This window comes from Streptomyces nodosus, from assembly GCF_008704995.1.
GTDB lineage: Bacteria > Actinomycetota > Actinomycetes > Streptomycetales > Streptomycetaceae > Streptomyces > Streptomyces nodosus.
Genome location: NZ_CP023747.1, coordinates 1,669,572 through 1,692,480, shown reverse-complemented (window position 1 = coordinate 1,692,480; position 22,909 = coordinate 1,669,572). Strand labels below are relative to the sequence as shown.

At 72.0% G+C, this 22,909-nt stretch carries 20 protein-coding genes; 13 read left to right on the top strand and 7 right to left on the bottom strand.

All coding sequences use genetic code 11. From position 1 onward, the window contains the following. The first annotated feature begins 185 nt into the window (after positions 1 to 185). The 4 genes from CP978_RS07695 (at position 186) to CP978_RS07680 (ending at position 5,773) form a co-directional block, all read left to right on the top strand. Positions 186 to 1,271, top strand: a complete 1,086-nt coding sequence (locus tag CP978_RS07695) for a quaternary amine ABC transporter ATP-binding protein (RefSeq protein WP_043438737.1) — start codon at positions 186 to 188, stop codon at positions 1,269 to 1,271. Further along, positions 1,264 to 3,882 carry an ABC transporter permease/substrate binding protein gene (locus tag CP978_RS07690; RefSeq protein ID WP_043438734.1) on the top strand — a complete coding sequence of 873 codons (2,619 nt, stop codon included), beginning with the start codon at positions 1,264 to 1,266 and terminating at the stop codon, positions 3,880 to 3,882. The genes CP978_RS07695 and CP978_RS07690 overlap by 8 nt, the downstream gene beginning before the upstream one ends. 361 nt (positions 3,883 to 4,243) lie before the next feature. Beyond that, a complete protein-coding gene (locus tag CP978_RS07685) occupies positions 4,244 to 4,828 on the top strand; it encodes a helix-turn-helix domain-containing protein (RefSeq protein ID WP_043438732.1) in 585 nt (194 codons plus the stop codon). A 222-nt stretch (positions 4,829 to 5,050) separates the two neighbouring features. After that, positions 5,051 to 5,773, top strand: coding sequence for a helical backbone metal receptor (locus tag CP978_RS07680; protein ID WP_043438730.1), 723 nt, complete (start codon positions 5,051 to 5,053; stop codon positions 5,771 to 5,773). Here the strand turns inward: CP978_RS07680 and CP978_RS07675 are convergent. After that, entirely contained in the window at positions 5,742 to 6,860 is a 1,119-nt protein-coding gene (locus CP978_RS07675) for a TDT family transporter (RefSeq protein ID WP_043438728.1), read from the bottom strand. The two genes, CP978_RS07680 and CP978_RS07675, sit on opposite strands and share 32 nt — an antisense overlap. Before the next feature lie 71 nt (positions 6,861 to 6,931). On the opposite strand from CP978_RS07675, the gene CP978_RS07670 reads away from it, so the two are divergent. Next, complete coding sequence (locus tag CP978_RS07670) at positions 6,932 to 7,855, top strand: LysR family transcriptional regulator (protein ID WP_043438726.1); 924 nt, start codon at positions 6,932 to 6,934, stop codon at positions 7,853 to 7,855. 60 nt (positions 7,856 to 7,915) lie between these two features. Here the strand turns inward: CP978_RS07670 and CP978_RS07665 are convergent, their stop codons facing one another. Both CP978_RS07665 and CP978_RS07660 read right to left on the bottom strand, forming a co-directional pair. After that, a complete protein-coding gene (locus CP978_RS07665; RefSeq protein ID WP_144401438.1) occupies positions 7,916 to 9,118 on the bottom strand; it encodes an acyltransferase family protein in 1,203 nt (400 codons plus the stop codon). Beyond that, positions 9,111 to 9,929, bottom strand: a complete 819-nt coding sequence (locus CP978_RS07660; RefSeq protein WP_107070360.1) for a DUF459 domain-containing protein — start codon at positions 9,927 to 9,929, stop codon at positions 9,111 to 9,113. The genes CP978_RS07665 and CP978_RS07660 overlap by 8 nt, the downstream gene beginning before the upstream one ends. A 280-nt stretch (positions 9,930 to 10,209) precedes the next feature. Here CP978_RS07660 and CP978_RS07655 point away from each other — a divergent pair, with 280 nt between their 5' ends. Both CP978_RS07655 and CP978_RS07650 read left to right on the top strand, forming a co-directional pair. After that, positions 10,210 to 11,037 carry an SGNH hydrolase domain-containing protein gene (locus CP978_RS07655; RefSeq protein ID WP_227745338.1) on the top strand — a complete coding sequence of 276 codons (828 nt, stop codon included), beginning with the start codon at positions 10,210 to 10,212 and terminating at the stop codon, positions 11,035 to 11,037. Between the two features lie 62 nt (positions 11,038 to 11,099). Then, a complete protein-coding gene (locus CP978_RS07650) occupies positions 11,100 to 11,411 on the top strand; it encodes a hypothetical protein (RefSeq protein WP_144401437.1) in 312 nt (103 codons plus the stop codon). A gap of 36 nt (positions 11,412 to 11,447) precedes the next feature. Here CP978_RS07650 and CP978_RS07645 read toward each other — a convergent pair whose 3' ends face one another. Together CP978_RS07645 and CP978_RS07640 are read right to left on the bottom strand one after the other, a co-directional pair. Then, positions 11,448 to 12,140 carry a gamma-glutamyl-gamma-aminobutyrate hydrolase family protein gene (locus tag CP978_RS07645; protein ID WP_043438719.1) on the bottom strand — a complete coding sequence of 231 codons (693 nt, stop codon included), beginning with the start codon at positions 12,138 to 12,140 and terminating at the stop codon, positions 11,448 to 11,450. Positions 12,141 to 12,240: 100 nt separating this feature from the next. Next, positions 12,241 to 12,987, bottom strand: a complete 747-nt coding sequence (locus tag CP978_RS07640) for a FadR/GntR family transcriptional regulator (protein ID WP_043438717.1) — start codon at positions 12,985 to 12,987, stop codon at positions 12,241 to 12,243. 104 nt (positions 12,988 to 13,091) lie between these two features. On the opposite strand from CP978_RS07640, the gene CP978_RS07635 reads away from it, so the two are divergent. From CP978_RS07635 to CP978_RS07625, 3 genes are read left to right on the top strand one after another with little or no spacing between them, the layout of a single operon-like run. Further along, a complete protein-coding gene (locus CP978_RS07635) occupies positions 13,092 to 14,462 on the top strand; it encodes a glutamine synthetase family protein (RefSeq protein ID WP_043438715.1) in 1,371 nt (456 codons plus the stop codon). A gap of 11 nt (positions 14,463 to 14,473) precedes the next feature. Continuing rightward, on the top strand, positions 14,474 to 15,877 hold the full coding sequence (locus tag CP978_RS07630; protein WP_052454055.1) for an aldehyde dehydrogenase family protein: 1,404 nt from the start codon (positions 14,474 to 14,476) through the stop codon (positions 15,875 to 15,877). Between the two features lie 26 nt (positions 15,878 to 15,903). After that, positions 15,904 to 16,689: a 3-oxoacyl-ACP reductase gene (locus CP978_RS07625; RefSeq protein WP_043448268.1), complete on the top strand. Its 786-nt coding sequence runs from the start codon at positions 15,904 to 15,906 to the stop codon at positions 16,687 to 16,689. A gap of 89 nt (positions 16,690 to 16,778) precedes the next feature. Here the strand turns inward: CP978_RS07625 and CP978_RS07620 are convergent, their stop codons facing one another. Next, a complete protein-coding gene (locus CP978_RS07620; RefSeq protein WP_043438713.1) occupies positions 16,779 to 17,198 on the bottom strand; it encodes a hypothetical protein in 420 nt (139 codons plus the stop codon). Between the two features lie 91 nt (positions 17,199 to 17,289). On the opposite strand from CP978_RS07620, the gene CP978_RS07615 reads away from it, so the two are divergent. Beyond that, positions 17,290 to 18,192 (top strand): DUF2510 domain-containing protein, encoded by a 903-nt coding sequence (locus tag CP978_RS07615; RefSeq protein ID WP_043438711.1) that lies wholly within the window; start codon positions 17,290 to 17,292, stop codon positions 18,190 to 18,192. Between the two features lie 24 nt (positions 18,193 to 18,216). Here the strand turns inward: CP978_RS07615 and CP978_RS07610 are convergent, their stop codons facing one another. Beyond that, the gene (locus CP978_RS07610) at positions 18,217 to 19,419 is read right to left on the bottom strand and encodes an amino acid deaminase/aldolase (protein ID WP_043438710.1); all 1,203 of its coding nucleotides are present in this window, start codon (positions 19,417 to 19,419) and stop codon (positions 18,217 to 18,219) included. 1,009 nt (positions 19,420 to 20,428) lie between these two features. Between CP978_RS07610 and CP978_RS35575 the strand changes: the two genes are divergently transcribed. Both CP978_RS35575 and mycP read left to right on the top strand, forming a co-directional pair. Beyond that, entirely contained in the window at positions 20,429 to 21,694 is a 1,266-nt protein-coding gene (locus tag CP978_RS35575; protein WP_249044197.1) for a hypothetical protein, read from the top strand. A 14-nt stretch (positions 21,695 to 21,708) separates the two neighbouring features. Continuing rightward, positions 21,709 to 22,887: a type VII secretion-associated serine protease mycosin gene (gene mycP / locus CP978_RS07600; protein ID WP_043438707.1), complete on the top strand. Its 1,179-nt coding sequence runs from the start codon at positions 21,709 to 21,711 to the stop codon at positions 22,885 to 22,887. Positions 22,888 to 22,909 lie beyond the last annotated feature (22 nt).

Genomic DNA, 22,909 nt, shown 5'->3' with positions numbered 1-22,909 from the left:
ACGGCACCGACAGGGCCCCCTCGGCGCCGTCCACGGACCCTGCACGACGGTTGTGAACGAGATGTGAAGAGGGTCACTTGTGCGTTTGCGCTGCATAAGCCAGGGCAGGCGCGCGTCGGAGCGATGCCGGTTGCAGATTTCAACCATATGCGGCGGGCTCGAAGGCTTCGAGACGAGAGGTACCTGTGTCATCCAGGCTAGAAGCCGAGCATCTGTACAAGGTGTTCGGGAGACGACCGGACGAGGCGGTGGAGCGGCTTCGGCAGGGGGCCGGCCGTGAGGAACTGCGTGCCGAGGGCACCACGGCGGCTGTGATCGACGCCTCCTTCACCGTGGAGCCGGGGAAGATCTTCGTCGTCATGGGCCTGTCAGGCTCGGGGAAGTCCACGCTGCTGCGCATGCTCAACGGTCTGCTGGAGCCGACCGCCGGGCAGGTGCGCTTCGACGGTCAGGACCTCACCGCACTCGGCTCACGGGAACTGCGCCAGGTCCGCTCGCGGAAGATCAGCATGGTGTTCCAGCACTTCGCGCTCTTCCCGCACCGCAGTGTGCGGGAGAACGCCGCCTACGGTCTGGAAGTGCAGGGCGTGCCCCGCGCCGAGCGCGTCGCGCGCGCCGACGAGGCGCTCGCCCTGTGCGGCCTGGCCGGCTGGGAGAAGTCCTGGCCCGACGAGTTGTCCGGCGGTATGCAGCAGCGCGTCGGTCTGGCCAGGGCCCTGGCCACGGACGCCGATCTGCTGCTCATGGACGAGTCCTTCAGCGCGCTCGACCCGCTGATCCGCCGCGATATGCAGGATCAGCTGCTGGAGCTGCAGAAGTCCCTGAAGAAGACCATCGTCTTCATCACCCATGACCTCAACGAGGCCATGCGTCTCGGCGACAGCATCGCCGTGATGCGGGACGGCCGCATCGTGCAGATCGGCACCGCGGAGGACATCCTGGTGCGCCCGGCCGACGACTATGTGGCCTCCTTCACCCAGGACGTCGACCGCTCCCGGGTGCTCACCGCGAGTTCCGTCATGGACACCTCCGTCACCGGACACGAGGCGGACTGCGACTGTCCCACCGCGACGCCCGACACCCCGTTCGTGATCCTGTGCGCCATCAGCGCCCGGGTCACCCATCCCGTCGCGGTGGTGGACCCCCGGCACGGAGTGGTGGGCGTCGTACCGAAGCAGCGCCTCGTCGGCTTCATGGGCGACCAGGCAGGTGAACCGTCGCCCTGTGTCTCCCGGCGAGAGCGGGGAGAGAAGGTGATCGCCCGTGCCTAGACTCCCCTTCGGTGACTGGGTCAATTCCGTGGTGGACTGGCTGCTGCACCACATGAACTGGCTGTTCGACTTCTGCAAGACCGTCTTCCTGGGCACCTTCGACGGCATCAACGCCGTGCTCCAGGCCCCCGAGCCGCTGCTGCTCGCCGGGATCTTCGCCGTGATCGCCTTCTGGCTGCGCGGTACGTCCGCCGGTGTCCTCGCCTTCGTGGGATTCGCCTTCATCGACTCCCTCGGGCTGTGGGAGGACGCGATGGTGACCCTGTCGCTGGTCCTGGTGGCGACCCTGATCGCGCTGGTGATCTCGGTGCCGGTGGGCATCTGGGCCGCCCGCTCCAGCCGGGTCAGCGGACTGGTGCGCCCGGTGCTCGACTTCATGCAGACGCTGCCCGCGATGATCTACCTCATCCCGGCGATCCTGTTCTTCGGCACCGGCGCCCCCGCGGGCATCGTGGCCACCCTGATCTTCGCGCTGGCGCCCGGCGTCCGCATGACCGAGCTGGGCATCCGCCAGGTCGACAAGGAACTGGTCGAGGCCGCCGACGCCTTCGGCACCACCCCGCGCGACACCCTGCTGCGTGTCCAGCTCCCGCTCGCCCTGCCCACCGTGATGGCGGGCGTCAACCAGGTGATCATGCTCGGCCTGTCCATGGCGGCCATCGCGGGCATGGTCGGCACCGGCGGCCTCGGCGGCGATGTGAACGAGGCGATCGGCCAGCTCAACGTGGGTCTCGGTTCCGAGGCCGGGGTCGCCATCGTCATCCTGGCCATCTATCTGGACCGGATGACCAGCTCCCTGGGCACCCAGGTCTCCCCGCTGGGCCGGCGCGCCGCCGCCCGGCTGCGGGCCGCACAGGGCCTGAAGATCTGGTCGTACCGCCCCCGGCCCGCCGTGGCCGTGGTCGGTGTGGTCGTGCTCGCGCTCGTCGCGGGCGGCATGGGCCTCTTCGCCGGCGGGGACAAGACCGCCACCGCCGCCGACGCGCAGGACGTCGGCCGGGGCAAGAAGATCACCATCGGCTACATCCCCTGGGACGAGGGCGTCGCCTCCACCTTCCTGTGGCAGGAGATCCTGGAACAGCGCGGCTTCCAGGTCGACGTCAAACAGTTCGACGCCGGACCGCTCTACACCTCGCTCGCCCAGGGCGACGTGGACTTCGAGACCGACTCCTGGCTGCCCGTGACCCATGAGCAGTACTGGAAGAAGTACGGCAGCCGCCTCGACGACCTCGGGTCCTGGTACGGTCCGACGTCGCTGGAGCTGAGCGTGCCCTCGTACATGAAGGGCATCGACTCCCTGGAGGACCTCAAGGGGAAGGCCGCCACCTTCGGCGGGAAGATCACCGGCATCGAGTCCAGCGCCGGGATGATGAACCTGCTGAAGACCAAGGTGCTGCCCGAGTACGGCCTGGACAAGCAGTACAAGGTCGTCGACAGCTCCACCCCCGCGATGCTCGCCGAGCTCAAGCGCGCCTACGCCAAGCAGGAGCCGATCGTCGTCACGCTCTGGTCCCCGCACTGGGCGTACAGCGACTACGACCTGAAGAAGCTCAAGGACCCCAAGGGCGCCTGGGGCACCGGTGACGGGGTGCACACGCTGGCCCGCAAGGGCTTCGCGCAGGACAACCCGGTCGTCGGCGACTGGCTGAAGAACTTCACGATGGACGAGAAGCAGCTCACCGGCCTCGAGGCGGAGATCAACAAGGCCGGGAAGGGCAAGCAGCAGGACGCCGTGCGCGCCTGGCTGAAGAAGAACCCCGGTGTCGTCGACACGCTCGCCCCGGTCAAGGGGGCGTCCGCCTCGGCCGCTCCGGCCGAGGCCGCCAGGACGCTGAACGTCGCCTGGTTCCCCTGGGACGAGGACGTGGCCGTCACCTATCTGTGGAAGAACGTCCTGGAGCGGCGCGGCTACAAGCTGAATCTGAAGCAGATGGACGTCGGCCCCGTCTACACCGGCCTGGCGGGCGGTGATCTCGACCTCAACTTCGACGCCTGGCTGCCGTACGCACAGCAGAACTACTGGGACAAGAACAAGAACCGTCTGCGGGACCTCGGCACCTGGTATCAGCCGACCTCGCTGGAGGTCGCCGTCCCCTCGTACGTCAAGGACGTGAAGTCCCTCGAGGACCTCAAGGGCAAGGCGAAGACCTTCGGCGGACGGATCATCGGCATCGAGCCGGGCACCGGGGAGATGACCCTGCTGAAGACGAAGGTGCTGCCCGGTTACGGCCTGGACAAGGAGTACAAGGTCGTCGACGGCTCCACCCCCGCGATGCTCGCCGAGCTCAAGCGCGCCTACGCCAAGAAGCAGCCGGTCGCCGTCGTCCTCTGGTCGCCGCACTGGGCCTACAGCGAGTACGGGCTCACCAAGCTGAAGGACGACAAGAAGCTCTTCGGCGAGGGCAACACGATCCGCACCATCTCCAGCCGGACGTTCCCGGAGCAGTATCCGCAGCTCACAAAGTGGATCAAGGGCTTCACCATGAGCGAGGACGAACTGGGCAGCCTGGAGAACGAGATCAAGACCACGGGCAAGGGGCACGAGGAGGCCGCCGTGGCCGCCTGGCTGAAGCAGCACCCGGACATCGTGGACCGGATGACTCCGCAGTAGTCCCGGTGGCCGGCGGGCCGTGACGGCCCGTGGAGGGTTTTGGACAACCGCCCCGCCGGTTCTTATGCCCTGACACCCGGGGGCGTCGAACACTATTTCGACGCCCCCGGGTGTCGTTGTCGCTGGTCCGGGCCCCGGGGAGGGGCGCACCGGGAGGCGGGGCGGCTCGTCCGGTGGCGCGAAGAGTGACGCTCACCACCCTTGTATGTGACACCGATGTGACGGGCGCATGAAACGGTTTGCCGAACATGCGTAGGGTGCAGACAACTCGACAGAAGCGGCGCACCCGGCGAACCATGGGACGGCGGCACATCCGCCGCACAGAGCGACGGACCGACGAGCGAGGGAGGGAGCCGGAGCGATGGGCGACCACAAAGAACAGCCTCTTCGGGTGGGCGCGGCCGTCCGGCGGCGGCGCCGGACGCTGGAGCTCACCCTCGCCGTCGTGGCCGGACGCAGCGGTCTGTCCGTCCCCTTCCTGAGCCAGGTCGAGAACGAGCGGGCCCGTCCGAGCCGGCCCTCCCTGGAACGGATCGCCGACGCCCTGGGCACCACCGCGGCCGAACTGCTCGCGGCGGCCGACCCGGCGTGCAGTGTGGAGGTGCTGCGCGCCGACGACGCCGACCACACCGACGTCCCGCCGGGACCGCCCCGGGTGCGCCCCCTGGTGCGGGGCCACCATCAGCTGCATGCGATGGAGTTCATCGGCGATCACGACGAGGGGCGTGAATTCCAGCACCGCAACGACGAGTTGATGTACGTCGTGGACGGCGCCGTCGAGGTCGAGGCGGAGGGCAGGGCGTACCGGCTCGGGCGCGGCGACACGCTGTATCTCAGCGGGGGAGTGCGCCATCGCTGGCGGGCGACCGTGCCCGAGACCCGGGTCCTGGTGGTCGCGGTCGCGGATCACATCGAGGCGCTCGAGGAGCGGGCCCGCCGGCGCTGACCCCGGGCACCCGGCGCCGTCGTGCGGGGGCCGGTTCGGTGCGGTGACGTCCCGGCCGGAGGACGTCCGTCGGGACTGCCGTGCCGGAAGGCCCTGCTGGAATACTGGGCGCATGCCCGATGCCCCCTGCTGGTCCGGCCACCCGGTCCGCGTGTCTCTGCTGCCGCCGTACCCGTCCGAGCGGCGGCCGACGGTCCCCGGCCCGAGGGCGGAGCGCAGGCCATGACGCGTGTCGTCTCGCTGGTGCCGTCGCTGACCGAGGCCGTGGCCGCGTCCGTGCCCGGGGCCCTGGTCGGCGCGACCGACTGGTGCAGTCATCCTGCGGACCTCGACGTCGTCCGGATCGGCGGCACCAAGAACCCGAAGGTGGAGCGGATCGTGGGGCTGGCCCCCGATCTGGTGCTCGCCAACGAGGAGGAGAACCGCGGGCCGGACCTCGCCGCGCTGCGCGAGGCGGGCCTGGAGGTCCTGGTCACCGAGGTGCGGGACGTACCCCAGGCCTTCACCGAACTGGAGCGGGTGGTCACCGCGTGCGGGGCGCCCGGCTCGCCGCGCTGGCTGGACCGGGCCCGCGCTGCCTGGGCGGACCTTCCGGTGCCCGCGGCCCGCACCACCGCCGTGGTCCCCGTCTGGCGGCGGCCCTGGATGGTGCTGGGCCGGGACACCTTCGCCGGGGACGTCCTGGCCCGGCTCGGTGTCGACCATCTCTACGCCACACACCAGGAGCGCTATCCCCGCATCCCTCTTCAGGAGCTGCGGGCGGCGGCACCCGACCTGGTGGTGCTGCCCGACGAGCCCTACCGCTTCACGGCCGAGGACGGCCCGGAGGCGTTCGAGGGGACGCCGTGCGCGCTGGTCAGCGGGCGCCATCTCACCTGGTACGGTCCCTCGCTCGCGGAGGCCCCCCGCATGATCAGCGAGGCGCTGCGAGCAGCTTGCCGCTGACGACTCCCCGGCCGGTGCCCACGGCGGCCGCGGCCCAGGCCGAGACCAGCAGCAGATACAGGACGACCGCGAGCCCGTCGAGGACCACGAGCCCGGTGCGCCGGGCCAGCGCCTCCACGCCCGTGACACAGGTGCCGACCGGGAAGGTGAACGCCCACCAGGTCATCGCGAACCCCATGCCGCGCCGCCGGGCCCGCACCACCAGCGCGACGGCCAGCGCCAGCCACATCAGGGCGAAGCCCAGCGTCGGGATCCCGTAGAGCACGGCGAACACCCCGAAGCCCCGGTCGAAGGGGGCCGGGACCACTCCCGGCGCGGCGTTCGCGGCCGCTGCCACGGCGGTCGTGGACTGACCCAGCGGGCCGAGCACCAGGAACAGCGTCGGGGTCAGGGGCAGCGGCAGCGGGCCCGTGGTGATCAGCCGGGCGAGGATCAGCGGCAGCATCGCCAGGGTGGCCAGCAGGCTCAGCCCGAACATCGCGAAGCCGGCGAACAGCAGGGTCTCGCGGGCCTGTCCTGCGGGCAGATGCGGGACCAGCAGCGGGGCCTGGGCCGCGGAGACCATGGGGGCGACCAGCGGCAGCAGCCAGACGGGGGCGGCCTGGCCCGGCTCGATGCGATGCCGGGCGACCATCAGATACGGCACGGCGACGGCGGCGGCGAGACCGATCACGGTGCCCGCCGTGAACAGGACGGTGTCCAGGGCGAGGGCCGGGCCCGCACCGATCCAGTCCCGGCCGACGGTCAGGGCGCCGCCGCCCACGGCGAGCAGGGCCATGGCCAGACAGCCGTAGAAGGGGGCCATGGCAGGGTCCAGGAGATGGGCGCGCGCCTGGTCGCGGTGGTGGATCCAGTGCAGGGCGCGGGCGCCGAGGAGCACCGCGAGCAGGACGAGGGAGAGCGCCCAGACAGCCGCGCAGAGGGGCCGTTGCCCGGGAAAGCCCATGGACTCGGGCAGTCCGGCACCGGCCGTCGCCACGATCGCGGTGCCCATCACGGAGGCGTACCAGTTCGGACCCAGGTACCGGACCGGGGCGGCGCGCCGGGTACGGAGAGGGGCAGGACGGGGCGGGGCTGCGGTGACCATGCCTTGTACGGTCCCCCAGGAAGGCGCCCCTCACCAGGGAGTACGTGTCTATGGGGGCATAAGCTGGGCTGATGAGCTACGGCGATGGCAAGGGGTTCCCGGCGGTCGGACTGGCGCACCGGGTGCCGGATCTGGGCGCGCTGGAGCTGCTGCTCGCCGTGGCGCGGCTGGGCAGCCTGGGGCGGGCCGCCCGGGAGCTGGGGATCACCCAGCCCGCGGCCAGCAGCCGTATCCGGTCGATGGAGCGGCAGTTGGGCATGGCCCTGGTGGACCGCTCGCCCCGGGGCTCGCGGCTGACCGCGGCCGGGGCGCTGGTCACCGACTGGGCGCGGCGGATCATGGAGGCGGCGGAGGCGTTCGACGCGGGGGCGCAGGCGCTGCGGGGCCGACGGGACTCCCGGCTGCGGGTGGCGGCGAGCATGACGATCGCGGAGTATCTGCTGCCCGGCTGGCTGATCGCGCTGCGCGCCCGGCGGCCGGACACCGCGGTGACGCTGCTGGCCGGGAACTCCGCCGCGGTCGCGGAACGCCTGCTCGCCGACGAGGCCGACCTGGGTTTCGTCGAGGGACTCACGGTGCCCGCCGGTCTGGACACGGCGGTCGTCGCCCGTGACCGGCTGATCGTGGTGACGGCGCCGGGACACCCCTGGGCGCGGCGCCGTACTCCGCTGTCGGCCGGGGAACTGGCCTCGGCCCCCCTCATCCTCCGGGAGGAGGGCTCGGGCACCCGCCAGGTCCTGGACGCCGCGCTGGGCGGACTGGCCCGACCGCTGCTGGAACTGTCCTCGACCACCGCCGTCAAGGCATCCGCGGTGAGCGGCGCGGGCCCGGCGGTCCTGAGTGAACTGGTCGTGGGTGAGGAGCTCGCAGCCCGCCGCCTGGTGAGCGTCCCGGTCGCGGACGTGCGACTGGACCGCTCGCTGAGGGCGGTGTGGCGCACCGGCCACCGCCCGGCGGGACCGGGCCGGGACCTGCTGGGGCTGACGCGGGGGTAGCGCCGTTCCTCCAGCTCGTGCGGGGCTCGCGGGCCCCGGTCACGAGCTGTCGCACCCTCGTCAGGGTGCGTTCGGGCCGGTGACGATCGGGCCGTTGCGGCGGGCGTCGACCGGAGCGGCGACGGGGGCCGTGGTGACCAGGGCCAGCGTGGCACAGCAGACGGCCAGCACGGGAAGGAGCACCCGGGGGCGCCACGGCGAGGTGCGCACGGGACGCTCGACCAGTCGGTAGCCGATCGCGGAGAGCAGGACGGACATGCAGAGGGCCATGGACGCCTTCGCTCCCTGGCTCCATTCCGGGCGGTTGACGACGAGGTAGATCCATACGGGCCAGTGCCACAGATAGAGCCCGTAGCTGCGGTGCCCGAGCCAGAGGAGCGGGCGGCACGACAGCGCCTTCCGGAACCGCTCTCCATGGGCGACGGCATCGATCAACGCGGCTGCCGCAAGCCCCGCCAGCGGCAGCTGCCAGGAGTAGAAGGCGGCCGAGCCGATGTCCGCGGTGCACCACAGCCAGCCGAGGACCGCCACCGCCGGCCAGCAGAACCGGGAGAACAGACCCGGGCGGAACGCGATGGCGGCGCCCAGCAGCAGCGCCCCGGCCCGGGTGTCGGTGCCCAGATAGGCGCGATCGGGGTCGCCGGGCAGATAGAGAAGGTACGCCAGCAGATAGCAGACCGCGGCAGCCGCGAGAAGAAGCAGCTGGGGGCGGCGGATCCGTCCGGTGCCCCAGGTGGTGAGCGCGAACAGCAGAAGAGGCCAGACGAGATAGAACTGTTCCTCGACGGCCAGCGACCACAGATGGTTCAGCGGGGCCTGCTCCTGGGTCACGTCCCAGTAGCCGACGTGTCCGAGGACCGCGTACCAGTTGGATGTGTAGGTCAGGGCCGCCAGCGTCTGGGCGTTCACGGTGTGACGCAGTCCCACCGGACGCTGGAGAAGCATCCACACCTGGACGGCTGCGACCACGAGCAGGACGGCGGGCAGGAGCCGTCTGACCCGCCGGAACCAGAAGCTCCCCAGCGAGGGGCGTGGGGTTCGGGCTCGTTCGGTCAGCAGCAACCGGGTGATGACGAACCCCGAGATGACGAAGAACAGATCGACGCCGAGGAATCCGCCGCCCAGCCCGGTCCCGTAGTGGAACGCCATGACCGCGGCGACGGCGACGGCCCGCAGTCCGTCGATCGAATCGATTCTCTTGGGGGCGGGCTCTCCTCGGGCGGTGACCGGACGCTGTTCGAGGGCCAGCGACACCTCAGGCACCGTCCTTGGTGAACATCGCGTTCAGAGCCCAGTTGGCCAGCCGTGCGCGGGCGGGTTTGGTGGGGTGCTCGGTGGGGTCGTAGACCTGTGTCCCCGCGAGGACCTGGGGACAGCCGTCGTCGTTGCACAACTGGCCGCGCAGATCCAGAAGCCGCACACCGGGATGTTTCGCCGAGGCTTCCCGGAGGACCCGGTTCATCACCAGAGCGGAGGAACGGTACTTCGGATGACCGGCCTGCTGCGACGTCATCAGATACAACGGGGTGTTCCGCTCGGTCAGAAGGGAGATCGCCTGGTTCAGCCGGTCCCGGAAGGCCGTCTCGTGGGCGGGCGAGGTGAGATCGTGGGCCTCCTTGTCGCCTGCCAGCCGCTGCGGGGTGACATCCCAGAAGCCGACGGTCAACAAGATGGCATCGGGCTTGTACTTCTGCAGATACGAGGGCCACCGGGTGGGCCACTTGCGACATGCCTCCGGCGTCTCCTTGCCCACGGGCAGCAGGATTCCGCAGCCGCCGAGTCCCGCGTTCACGACGGTGTTGCGAGAGGCCCCGACCTCGCTCATGCCCTGACCGATACTGGCGGACCAGGAGTCCCCCACCACCAGTACGGTCTTCCCGGTCACCGCGGGGGAGAGCGAACCGGAGCCGAGACGGGGAACCGCTGCCCCGTAGTGGGGTTCACCGGCAGGGCCCGGGGCGGCCTCGGAACGACTCGTCGTCGTGTGCCGCTCCCCGTGCTGCGCAGCGCAACCGCACGCCAGCACCGTGATCACTCCGGCGACGCCGAGACGGCGAATTCTTCCTCGCACCATGATTACCCACCTGGATTCTCGGGAGTCCGTCGTCGTCGGACGGCGTTGCCGATCGGGAGATTAGTCGTCCGGGTGCTGTGCCGAGTTCTGGCGCGCCCATCGGTGCAGTCATCCGGAGGCGGTTTCCGGACGGCTTGGGCCGATCCGGTGAAACACGGCACCATCGGGTCGCGCCGGGCGGTCGTCCAGTTTCCCACCGGTACGCTCCGAGGTCGTTGTCCGAGTTATCGGAACCTGTCGACGAATTGCGTGCTTCCTTTCTCCGGAGGGATTGGCGAAAATGCTTGTGTGTCAGGTGTTGAAAGGTGTCTCCCTGTGCCTGGCAGGCAGTATTTCCGGCTGGTCGGACGGCGTCCCCGGCGTTGCTCATGAACTGGGGCAGGCACGCTCGCCCATTCCCTGCTATGCGGCTCCGTGCTCGTACCCCGAAGCGCCTCGGTCCGCGCGTAACACCGGTCTCCCTCCCTGGGGGCAGCCCACCCTGCTGCCGGGTGCGGAAGGGAAGAAGGTGCTGGTCGTCGGCGACTCCTGGGCGCGGGACGCGGCTTCCGGGATCGCTGCGGCCTTTCATGGAAAGGGGCAGGTCAAGGACGCCTCGGTGCTCGCCTGCGGGATCCGCAAGCCGATCAATCCGATGCCGAACCGGCACTGTCCGGACTGGGAGCGCGAGTGGCCCGCCCTGATGGACAAGGTGCGTCCGGACGCGGTTCTGCTGAGCGTCCAGTGGGATGCGGCCGAGCAGCAGATCGACCCGGGTGGCAAGCCGGTGACGATTCGCGACGACAAGGCGCGGAAGAGGTTTGTGGTCAATCTTGACCGGGCCGTCCGGATCCTCTCGCGGCGGGGAACTCCGGTCTATGTCTTCGGGTCCACCTTCGCGCATGTCCCGGGCTCGGTCGCGGTCCTGCTGTCCGGGATTCTCCTGGAATTCAGCAAGAAGTATCCCGGGGTGCACTACCTGGATATCTATCACCAGCTCTGCAATGACCTGAACCAATGCCCGAAGAAGATGTCGGGGGTGCCCGTCTACGGTACCGACGTGCACACCAGCAAGGAAACCAAAGTGCGCCTCGGCAATTGGATTCTCAATTCGATGTTCCATCGGTAGGCGGCGTGCGGCGACGAGGTGAATGAACAATCGAAGAGGCTGGAGTCTGTGGAATGCTTGGTGTGAAACTCGTGCGGGCGGCCGGCCCGGGACTGCTGGTGGCCGCTCTGCTGACGCTGCCGATGTCCGCGCACGCGGCTGACGGGGGCTTCTACTGGAGCACCTCCGGGGTGGGCGGCCAGGACGGAGCGCTGTCCTCCCCGAAGTCGGGCCGCTGCTACTCCCTCAGGGGCGACAACCCCCCGTTCTATGCGTCGAACTACACCGGCTGGACGGTGCGTTCGTACCGCTCCAAAGGCTGTAAGGGCGCCGTCCAGAGCACCATCGAGCCTGGTGCCGTGGGGCACGTCTACAAATATGTGAAGTTCGGGTAGTGCCGGGGCGTCGGCGGGGCCGGCCGGAGCGTGCCGTCAACCGTCGGACGCGGCGCGGACCAGGGCCCGCATCACCCGGAGGTCCTCCGCCATCTCCGGATGCCACTGCACCCCCAGCACCCAGCGGGCAGCGGGGAGTTCGACGGCCTCCACCGTGCCGTCCGCCGAGTGCGCCGACGCCACCAGTCCCTCGCCGAGACGGTCCACGGCCTGGTGGTGGGAGGTCGGCACGACGGTCTCCTCCGGGACGGCGGCGGCGTACCGGGTGCCCGGCACCGGTACGACCGGATGACGGCCGAAGACCCCGGCGACGTCCGCCGTGTGCCCGTCGAGATGCTGGACGAGTGTGCCGCCGAGGGCGATGTTCAGCAACTGCATCCCCCGGCAGATGCCGAGCAGCGGGGTGCCGGACGCCAGCGCCGCCTCGATCAGGGCGAGTTCCCAGGCGTCCCGCTCGGTGGCGGGCGGCCCGGTGCGCGGGGAGCGGGGTGCGCCGTAGCGTGCGGGGTCGACGTCCGGGCCGCCCGCGATCACCAGGCCGTCCAGCCGGGCCACGGCCGCCGCCGCATGCGCCGGGTCGTCCGGCGGCAGCATCGCGACCAGCCCGCCGGCCCGTCGCACCAGCAGGGGGTAGCCCGTCGGCAGCAGCGCCGCGTCCAGCTCCCAGACGCCCCAGCGCGTACCGGTCTCCCAGTAGGTGCTCACACCGATCAGCGGCCGTCCGGACACAGGGACCTCCCGGGATTTCCATGGTGCACGGGCATACCTTTGCGGAGTGAGGGGCGCCGTATCAAGGCCGAGGTGCGACCGGGGCGCCATGACGCCGTCGTCAGGCCAGAAAGCCCCGGAGCAGCGCCGCCGTGCCCGCGCAGTGCTCCCGCATCATCTCCCGCGCGCCGTCCGCGTCCCCGTCGAGCACCGCCTCCACCAGCGCCTCGTGCTGCCGCTGCGAGTGCTCCAGATTCCGTACCAGCAGCGGGATGCAGTCCAGAAGGTCGTTCACCGTCGCCCTGACCGCCGCGTACTGCGCCGTGAGCGACGGCGATCCGCACAGTTCGGCCAGGGTGAGGTGCAGCAGGGTGTCCCGGCGCCGGTACTCCGTCAGCGGTGCCTCCCGGGTGCCCGCCAGCGCCGTGCGCAGCCGCCCGGCCTGCTCCGCCGTGAGGCCCCCGGCCGCGCACAGCCCGGCCGCCCCCACCTCCAGCACCTCCCGGAAGCGCAGCGCGTCCTCGATGTCGATCCGCCCGATCCGCCGGCGCAGCTCGTCCTCCCCGGCCGCGCCCCCGGACACCCGTACGAAGGTGCCGCCGTAGCGCCCGCGCCGCGACTCGACCAGACCCTGCTCCTGGAGCACCTTCAGCACCTCGCGCAGCGTCACCCGGCTGATGCCCAGCCGCTCCGCCAACTCCCGCTCCGCGGGCAGTCGTTCGCCGTCCGGCACCAGCCCGAGGCGGACCACCTGGAGGATCTGCTCCAGCGCCTCCTCGAAGCCGTTGCCCGCCCGCACCGGCCGCAGGACCGGGGCCAGCCGGTCCCGTGGGCCGTCGCGGTCTCCGTCGGGTTCCGCCCGCGACATGGCCGCGCCCCCTTCCCAGCCAATGGTTCGCAGCCATACCTTAGACCGACCGCCCCCTGTGCCGGTCGGTCTTATGACCCTCGGCGGACCGAAGGAGACCCTCCGTGGCACACCGCACACCACCGCTCGCCGTCGAGGAGCTGCACGCCCTCGTCGCGGGCGGCGAGATCGACACCGTGGTCCTGGCCTTCCCCGACATGCAGGGCCGTCTCCAGGGCAAGCGGTTCGGCGCGCGCTTCTTCCTCGACGAGGTCCTGGAGCACGGCACGGAGAGCTGCGCCTATCTCCTCGCGGTCGACGCCGAGATGAACCCGGTCGACGGCTATGAACTGGCCTCCTGGGACCGCGGCTACGGCGACGTCGCCCTGCACCCGGACCTGAGCACCCTGCGCCGGGCGCCCTGGAACGAGGCCACCGCGCTGGTCATCGCCGATGTCGCCTGGAGCGACGGCTCACCCGTGGTAGCCGCCCCCCGCCGGATCCTGCGCCGCCAGCTCGACCGCCTCGCCGCCCTCGGACTCGGCGCCCGGGTCGGCACCGAGCTGGAGTTCATCGTCTTCAAGGACTCCTACGAACAGGCCTGGGAGGCGGACTACCGGGGACTCACCCCGGCCAACCGGTACAACGTCGACTACTCCGTGCTCGGCGCGGGACGCGTCGAGCCCCTGATGCGCCGCATCCGCACCGAGATGGAGGGCGCCGGACTCACCGTCGAGTCCTCCAAGGGAGAGTGCAACCCCGGCCAGCACGAGATCACCTTCCGCTACGACGAGGCCCTGGTCACCTGCGACCAGCACGCGATCTACAAGACCGGCGCCAAGGAGATCGCGGCCCAGGAGGGCGTCTCGATCACCTATATGGCCAAGTACAACGAGCGTGAGGGCAACTCCTGCCACATCCACTTCTCGCTGGTGGACGAGCACGGCGCCACCGTCATGGCCGGCACCCCCGACGACCCCGGCGGAATGTCGGAGACCATGCGGCACTTCCTCGCCGGGCAGCTCGCCGCCCTTCGCGACTTCTCGCTGCTCTACGCGCCGGGCATCAACTCCTACAAGCGGTTCCAGCCCGGCTCCTTCGCCCCGACCGCGGTCGCCTGGGGACACGACAACCGCACCTGTGCGCTGCGGGTCGTCGGCCGCGGCCGCTCGCTGCGCTTCGAGAACCGGATGCCCGGCGGTGACGTCAACCCGTATCTCGCGGTCGCCGGAATGGTCGCGGCCGGACTGTACGGCATCGAGCAGAAGCTGGAGCTGCCCGAGCCGTGCCCGGGAAACGCCTACGCCGCCACGTACGAGCGGGTGCCCACCACCCTGCGCGAGGCCGCCGACCTCTGGGAGACCAGCCCCCTCGCCGAGGCCGCCTTCGGCCATGAGGTGGTCGCCCACTACCGCAACATGGCCCGCGTCGAGCTGGCCGCCTTCGACGCCGCGGTGACCGACTGGGAGCTGCGCCGCTCCTTCGAACGGATGTAAGGGGGCCTGCCGTGTCCGACCAGCCCTTGCGGACCGTCCCGTACGAGCCGGAGCTCCGGGTGCTGAATCCCGCCACCGAGGAGGTCGTCGCCACCGTCCCCGCCGCCACCGCCGAGGACGTCGACGCGGCCGTCGCACGGGCGGCGAAGGCGCAGTCCGGGTGGGCCGCGCTCGCACCCGGCGACCGTGCCCGGACGCTGCGCCGCTTCGCCGCCACCGTCGACGCGCACCTCGAGGAGCTGGCGTGGCTGGAGGTGCGGGAGGCCGGACATCTGATCGGCGACGCCCGCTGGGAGGCGGCCAACGTCCGTGATCTGCTCGACTACGCGGCCGGGGGAGTGGAGCGGCTCACCGGCCGTCAGATCCCGGTCCAGGGGGGCCTGGACGTCACCGTCCTCGAACCGCTCGGTGTGGTCGGCGTGATCGCGCCCTGGAACTTCCCGATGCCGATCGCCGCATGGGGTACGGCGCCGGCGCTCGCGGCGGGCAACGCGGTGCTCCTCAAACCCGCCGAGACCACCCCGCTCACCGCGCTGCGCCTGGCCGAACTGGCCCTCGACGCGGGCCTCCCGGAGGGCCTGTTCCAGGTGCTCCCCGGCCATGGTCCCGTCGCGGGCGACGCACTCGTCGAGCACCCGGAGGTGGCGAAGATCGTCTTCACCGGTTCCACGGCCGTGGGCAGACAGGTGGCGGCGAAGGCCTCCGCCCGGCTCAAGCGGGTCACCCTCGAACTCGGCGGCAAGAGCCCCAACATCGTCTTCGCCGACGCCGACCTCGAGACCGCCGCTGCCGCCGCCCCGATGTCCTTCCTCGACAACGCCGGACAGGACTGCTGCGCCCGCACCCGCATCCTGGTCCAGCGCTCGGTCCACGACCGCTTCCTCGAACTGCTCGCCCCCGCCGTCGAGTCGTTCCCGGTCGGCGACCCGGCCGACGAGCGGACCCGGATGGGCCCGCTGATCTCCGGGTCCCAGCTCCGGCGGGTGCGTTCGTACGTCCCCGACGACGCCCCCGGTATCCGCGGCAAGGCCCCCGAGGGGCCCGGCTTCTGGTTCCCGCCCACCGTGCTCACCGGGGTCGACCCGGACGCCCGGGTGGCCGTCGAGGAGGTGTTCGGGCCGGTCGCCGTGGTGCTGCCCTTCGAGGACGAGGCCGACGCGGTCCGCCTCGCCAACGCCACCCCGTACGGGCTCTCCGGCTCCCTGTGGACCCGGGACATCGGCCGTGCGCTGCGCGTCTCCGGGGCCGTCCGCGCGGGCAATCTGTCCGTCAACTCCCACTCCAGCGTCCGCTACTGGACCCCCTTCGGCGGCTGCAAACAGTCCGGGATCGGCCGCGAACTCGGCCCGGACGCGCTCACCGCCTTCACCGAGACCAAGAACGTCTTCATCAGCACGGAGGGCCCCGCACAGTGACCGCATCCAGGACCACCTCCCCCGCCGTGTCCGGCGAGGACATCGTCTGCCGACGGCTCGTCGGCCGTACCGCCGTGGTCACCGGTGCCGGCAGCGGCATCGGACGCGCCACCGCGCGCCGGCTCGCCTCCGAGGGGGCCCATGTGGTCTGTGCCGACATCGACGAGACCCGCGGCAAGGCCGCCGCCGAGGAGACCGGCGGGCTGTTCGTCCGGACCGATGTCACCGACGCCGAGCAGGTCGAGGCGCTCTTCGGCACCGCCCAGGACACCTATGGCTCCGTCGACATCGCCTTCAACAACGCGGGCATCTCACCGCCCGACGACGACTCCATCCTGGAGACCGGCCTCGAGGCCTGGAGAAGGGTCCAGGAGGTCAATCTGACCTCCGTCTATCTGTGCTGCAAGGCCGCCATCCCCCATATGCGGCGCCAGGGCAGGGGCTCCATCATCAACACGGCGTCCTTCGTGGCCCGTATGGGGGCGGCCACCTCGCAGATCTCCTACACCGCCTCCAAGGGCGGGGTCCTCGCCCTGTCCCGTGAACTGGGCGTGCAGTTCGCCCGGGAGGGCATCCGGGTCAACGCCCTGTGCCCCGGGCCGGTCAACACCCCGCTGCTCCAGGAGCTGTTCGCCAAGGACCCCGAGCGGGCCCGGCGCCGCCTGGTCCACATCCCGGTCGGCCGGTTCGCCGAGGCCGAGGAGATCGCCGCGGCGGTGGCCTTTCTCGCCAGCGACGACTCCTCCTTCGTGAACGCCACCGACTTCCTGGTGGACGGCGGGATCTCGGGCGCCTATGTCACCCCTCTCTGAGGGAGGAGGAGCCCGACGGCCTTGCCCCGGCGGGCGGTTGACCCTCGGGAAAGTCCTGCCCGGCGGGCCGGGTCAGCCGTCGGGCCGGGTCAGCCGTCGGGCGATTCCTGTGGGCTTGTGTCGGCCCGGCGCCGGGGGAGCCCGATGTGGTGGAAGGTCACCGTCAGACCGATCACCCCGTAGCCGGTGAGGACGGCTCCCTGCAGCAGCAGTTCGCGCTGGTGCTGCGCGCGCAGATTCAGGGCCTCTTCGAAGGTCTGGCTGCCGGTCCGGTGCTGTCCGTCGTACCGGGTGCAGGTCTGCCCGGGGCGCAGGTGACTTCCCGGGGTCTCCTCCCCGTCCTCCCCCTCGAGGATGCCCGCGCACGTCGGATCCCCCGAGGCGGGCAGGGCACCGGCCAGCTGGAACAGACCCCAGCCGATCGGCAGCAGAAAGAGCAGGGCCAGTCGTCGTGTGAACAGCTCGGTGCGGCTGAGGTGTTCTCGTGGTTTCGGGGCACGGAAGAACATGCGGTCGCAGCGTACCGCCCGGGGCCGGACCGAACCATTCCCGTGCTGCGGCGGCCCCCGGCGCTTTCGGAACACGCCCTAGAGTGAGGGGGTGAGCAGTACGCCCCCGCCCGGCTGGTACCGCGATCCGTCGTACCCGCTCACCGAACGCTGGTGGGACGGGACCGCGTGGACCGATCACCGGCGTCAGCCCGGGACACCCGCACCGCCCATGGCGCCGGCGGAGCCACCGCGCCGCGGGGGGTCCCGTCGTGCCAGGGCGATCGCGCTGACGTCCGCCGGGGTGGTGCTGGCCACGGCGATCGTCGCCGGAGCGGTCGCCCTCGGCCGGGACCGCGGGGAAGCCGCGCCGTCCACCTCCCCGCCCGCGGCGGGGACCTCCGCCCCCGGCAGCGAGCAGCCCTCGCCGTCCGCCGCCACGGACCCGGGCGTCGTCGTGGACCACCTCAACGGGGTCACCTTCCCCGTGCTCGACGGCTGGGCCGCGCCCGACAGCTTCTCCGAGGACGATGCGGTACTGATCACCCCGGGCACCTACGACTGCCCCGGCGACCCCGGCCTCTGCCGGCACGGCCGGGTGCTCTCGCGCACCGCAGCGATCGGCGAGGACCCCTCCCCGCAGGCGCTCGCCGAGGGTGACATCGAGGCCGCCGCGAAGTCGCAGTTCGACCGCGACGGGGTCGGCAACCGGCCCCACGGGGGCATCACTTCCCACCACGTGGTGAAGACGGGGCAGGTGGCGGTCGCGGGCCGTGCCGGGTACTTCGTGCGCTGGCGCGTCATCACCGCGAAGGGGCCCGGAGGCTACGTCCAGTCGCTGGCCTTCCCCTCCAGCACGGGCTCCCAGGCACCGGTCATCGTCCGCTTCGCCTTCGACGCGGGCCCCGACGGGCCCCCGCTCTCCGACATGGACCGGATCACCAAGGGAATCCGGTCCGTCGGGGACACGGCGACCGGCGGGGGAGTGGGCAGCAGCATCGGCCCCTCGCACTGACGTCCGGCCGCACGCCGCGGGGCGTCACAGGAAGGTACGGCCCTCGCCGCGATACGTCGGCACGGTCGCCGTCACCTGGTCGCCCTCGACCAGGTGCAGCACCTCGAAACGCTCGCACAACTCGCCCGCCTTGGCGTGCCGGAACCACACCTTGTCCCCGATGAGAAGGTCGTCGGCGGGGGCGCCCAGCAGGGGTGTCTGCACCTCGCCCGGCCCCTCCTGAGGGTCGTACGCCAGACCCTCGGGCAGATACGGGACGGGCAGCCGGTCGCGCCCGGCGGGGCCCGACGCCGGATAGCCGCCGCCCAGCACGGTCACCACCCCGACGCCGGGCCTGCGGACGACCGGCTGGGCGAACAGCGCGGCCGGACGCCCCCGGAACGAGGAGTAGTTGTCGAACAGCCTCGGCATGTACAGCCCGGAGCCCGCGGCTATCTCGGTCACCGCGTCCTCCGCCGCCGTGTACTGCACACTGCCCGTACCGCCGCCGTTGACGAACTCCAGATCCGGCGCCACGGCCCGTACGGCGTCCACCACTTCGGCGCGCCGCCGCGCGAGCTCCCTGCGGGCGGCGGTCTGCATCAGCCGGACGGCCCCGGAGCGCAGCGGGCGCCCGGCCACCGCGTCGCCGACACCGGCGACATGGCCCTCGTACGCCATGATCCCCACCAGCCGGAAACCGGGGCTGCGGGCCACGCTCCGGGCCAACTCGGCCATCTGGGCGGGGGAGTGCAGCGGTGAGCGCCGTGCGCCCACCCTCACCCGGCCGCCCAGCAGCTTCAGCGAGGTGTCCAACTCCAGGCAGACCCGCACCACTTCACCGCGGCTGCGGCGGGCGTCGTCGATCAGGCGCAGCTGGGCCGGGTCGTCGACCATCACCGTGACGGCGGCGGCGAGCTCGGGGTCGCCGGTCAGCTCGGCGAAACCCTGCCGGTCGGCCGAGGGGTAGGCGAGCAGGACGTCGTCGAAACCGGCCCTGGCCAGCCACAGGGACTCGGCGAGGGTGAAGGACATGACCCCCGAGAAACCGTCCCGGGCCAGGACGCGTCGGAGCAGGGCACGGCACCGCACGGACTTGGTCGCGACGCGCACCGGCTTGCCCGCTGCCCTGCGCAGGACGTCGTCGGCGTTGGCGTCGAACGCCTCCAGGTCCACGATCGCGAGGGGGGCGTCGAGAGAGGCGGTGGCCCGGTCGTAGCGGGCCCGGTCTGCGGCGCGGGCAGTCATGACCGCAGCCTGCCAGACGCGATTACCGCAGGGTAGGGGGATGTTCCGGGCAGATGCCCCGGTGCTGCGGACCGGTGCCCGCGCGGGGCCGTTCAACCCGTAGAGTGACGCGCACGTGGGGAAGCGTCGGCTCCGCCCGGGTACGCACGTCTGGGATGGGCGTCCGGCCGCGCGGGTATGCCTGCCCAGGACGGGTGACGGCCCCGCACCACGCAGACCGGCCGCTCCCGACGGGCGGCCGGACCCCCGGGCGGACCCCGGGGCGGCCCGGCCACAACGAAACGGGGGGTGCATGAGCACGGAAGCGCGCCGCGCCTCCTTCCCGCCGCGCCCCGCGACCCCGCCCATGGACCACACCGCTCCCGCCCCCCAGAACCCACCGGGGTCGGCACCCCCCGACACAGAAACGATCCCGCCCCGCCCCAGCCACCCCCCGACTGCGGGAACCACGCCCCACCCGGGCGCCCCCGTCCCCGGCCAGGCGTCGTCCGCCGGTCGGTCGCAGGTGCCGCAGCGACCCGAACAGCGGCTCGGTGCGGGGGAGTCGGAGCGTCCGGCACCCGGCCAGGTGCCGTCCGCCCGTAGGGCCCCGGTGCCGTCGGGTCCGGAACGGCCGTCGATGGCGGGGGACATGTCCGGGCTGGGCGCTCCTGTGACCGGGCAGACGCCCTCTGCGGGCCCCTCGTCGGTTTCGTCGCGCTTCGACCAGGCGCGTGCGGCGGGAGACCCCTCTCGCCTCGGTGCCCCCGTGTCGGATCAGGCGTCGCCCCCCGGCCGGTCCCCGGTGCGGCTCGGTGCGGGGGAGTCGGAGCGTCCGGCACCCGGCCAGGTGCCGTCCGCCCGTAGGGCCCCGGTGCCGTCGGGTCCGGAACGGCCGTCGATGGCGGGGGAGATGTCCGGGCCGGGCGCCCCTGTGACAGGGCAGACGTCGTCCGTGGGCCCTTCCTCGGTTTCGTCGCGCTTCGAGCAGACGCGTGCGGCGGGGGACGGCTTTCGCCCAGGCGCCCCCGTGTCGGGTCAGGTGCCGTCCGCCCGCAGGGCCTCCGTGCCGGCGCGGCCCGAACAGCCGCCGGTGGTGCGGGACATGTCGCGCCCCGGCGCTCCCGTCCCGGCTCAGGCGTCGTCCGTCGGCCCGTCCCCGGTCCCGCCGCGGCCCGAGCAGCCGCCCACGGCAGGGGGGCTGCCCCGGCAGGGCGGCCCCGCCGGACCGCCCTCCGCGGACCGCGGGGGTTCCTCGGAGCGTCTGCTTCCGCCCCACCCCGAGCGGTCGCACGAGGGGCGGAGCGGAGCGTTCGGCCCGCCCCCGCCCATGGCCTCCGCGCGCTTCCCGGACGCGCCCCCGACGGGCGACGGCACCGCGCCCAGCGGCGTGCCGGTGCCCGCCGACGGGATCGTCGAGACCACCGCACGCCTGCGGCAGCCGTACGACGAGACCGGGGTCGTCCGCCCCTCCGTGACCCTCGCCCGGCCCGACACCCGTGACATCGACACCCTGCGCCCCCGGGGCCTCGGCGGGCGTCCGCCCCGGGCCGCCGCGGCCGCCGCCTGTCTGGTGCTCGGCCTCGGGCTCATCGGCGGTGCCGTCACCGGCAGTTGGCTCACCGGGGACGACCCGCAGGACGAGGCGCGCGGCCCGTTCGCCGTCGCCTCGGGCGCCTGGCACAACCTCCCCGTCGACCAGCTCTTCCCGGCGGCCGTCGACGGCCCTGAGGCGGGTCCCGGCGGTGCCCACCGCAGCTGGACGCGCATTGCAGTCGCCCCGGACGGCGACTGCAAGGACGCCTTCGACCCCCTGCTGCACAAGGCCCTCGCCCCGGCCGGCTGCCAGCGGCTGCTGCGCGCCACCTACACGGACGCGACCGGCAGCCATGTCATCACCGTGGGCCTGCTGTTCACCCGGGCCGACGCCGCCGGCATGGCGGCCCTGAACAGCCGCTTCACCAAGGAGGGCCTGGACCGGCGCACCGACCTGATGCCCCGTCCGTACGCCGCGCGGGGCACCGTCGCCGAGGGCTTCGGCGACGCCCAGCGCGCCTCCTGGACGCTCACGGTCCGCACCGACATGCCCGTCGTCGTCTACGCCGTCTCCGGCTTCGCCGACGGCCGCACCGTCACCGAACCACTGCCCGCCGAGAAGGCGATGGAGAGCGGCGCCACCTCGGCCCCCGCCCAGGCGGGACTCGGCCATGACGCGGTCGGGCTCGCCGACCGCATCGGAACCGCCCTCCGCAAGAGCGTCACCCCGGCCGCGGAGAAGACGGAGAGGTCCTCATGAACGGAGCAGCCCTCATGAGCATCCGCCGGAACGGCATCCGGCTTCTCCCCCTGCTCCTCGCCGGCTCCCTCGCCCTGCTGCCCCCCACCGCCGCGCACGCCGACGGGATACGCGCCCAGCAGTGGGCGCTGGACGCCCTGCACGCCCAGGAGGCATGGCGGACCACCCAGGGCAAGGGAATCACCGTCGCCGTCCTCGACACCGGTGTCGACGCCACCCACCCGGACCTGATCGGCAACGTCCTCGACGGCAAGGACATGGTCGGCTTCGGCGCCGGGCCCGGGGACGAGGTCTGGGCCCACCACGGCACCGCCATGGCCGGCATCATCGCCGCGCACGGCCACGGCGCAGGGAACGCCGACGGCGTCCTGGGCATCGCCCCCGAGGCGAAGATCCTCCCCGTCCGCGTGATCCTCGAGGACGGCGACAAGGCCCGGCCGAGGGCCCGCAACTCCCGGGGCAACGCCCTCGCGGAAGGCATCCGCTGGGCCGCCGACCACGGCGCCGACGTCATCAATCTCTCCCTCGGCGACGACTCCGCGTCCGCGCACCCCGAACCGGCCGAGGACGAGGCGGTGCAGTACGCCCTGAAGAAGGGCATCGCCGTCGTCGCCTCGGCCGGCAACGGCGGAGAGAAGGGCGACCACATCTCCTACCCGGCGGCCTACCCGGGCGTCATCGCCGCGACCGCCGTCGACCGCTACGGCACCCGTGCCGCCTTCTCCACCCGCCGCTGGTACGCCAGCGTCAGCGCGCCCGGAGTGGACGTCGTCATCGCCGACTCCAACCGCAAGTACTTCGAGGGCTGGGGCACCAGCGCGGCGTCCGCCTTCGTCTCGGGCACCGTCGCGCTGATCAGAGCCGTCCACCCGGAACTGACCCCGGCCCAGATCAAAGAGCTCCTGGAGAAGACGGCCCGCAACGCCCCCACCGGAGGCCGCGACGACTCGCGCGGCTACGGCCTCATCGACCCCGCAGCGGCGCTCGAGGCGGCCCGGAACCTGAAGCCGGAGGGTCTGCAGGCAGCGGCGTACGGCGAGAGGTACTTCGGTCCGGGCCCCGACCCGGAGCGCGGCGGCGCGCACTCCCCGGGCTGGGTGGGGCTGGGCGCGGGCGGCCTGGGCCTGGTCCTGCTGGCGGCGGCGGTGGCGCTGTGGCGCGGCCGCGGCAGAACGCACCCCGGGAGCCACTGAACCGGCGCCCCTCGCCCCGCCG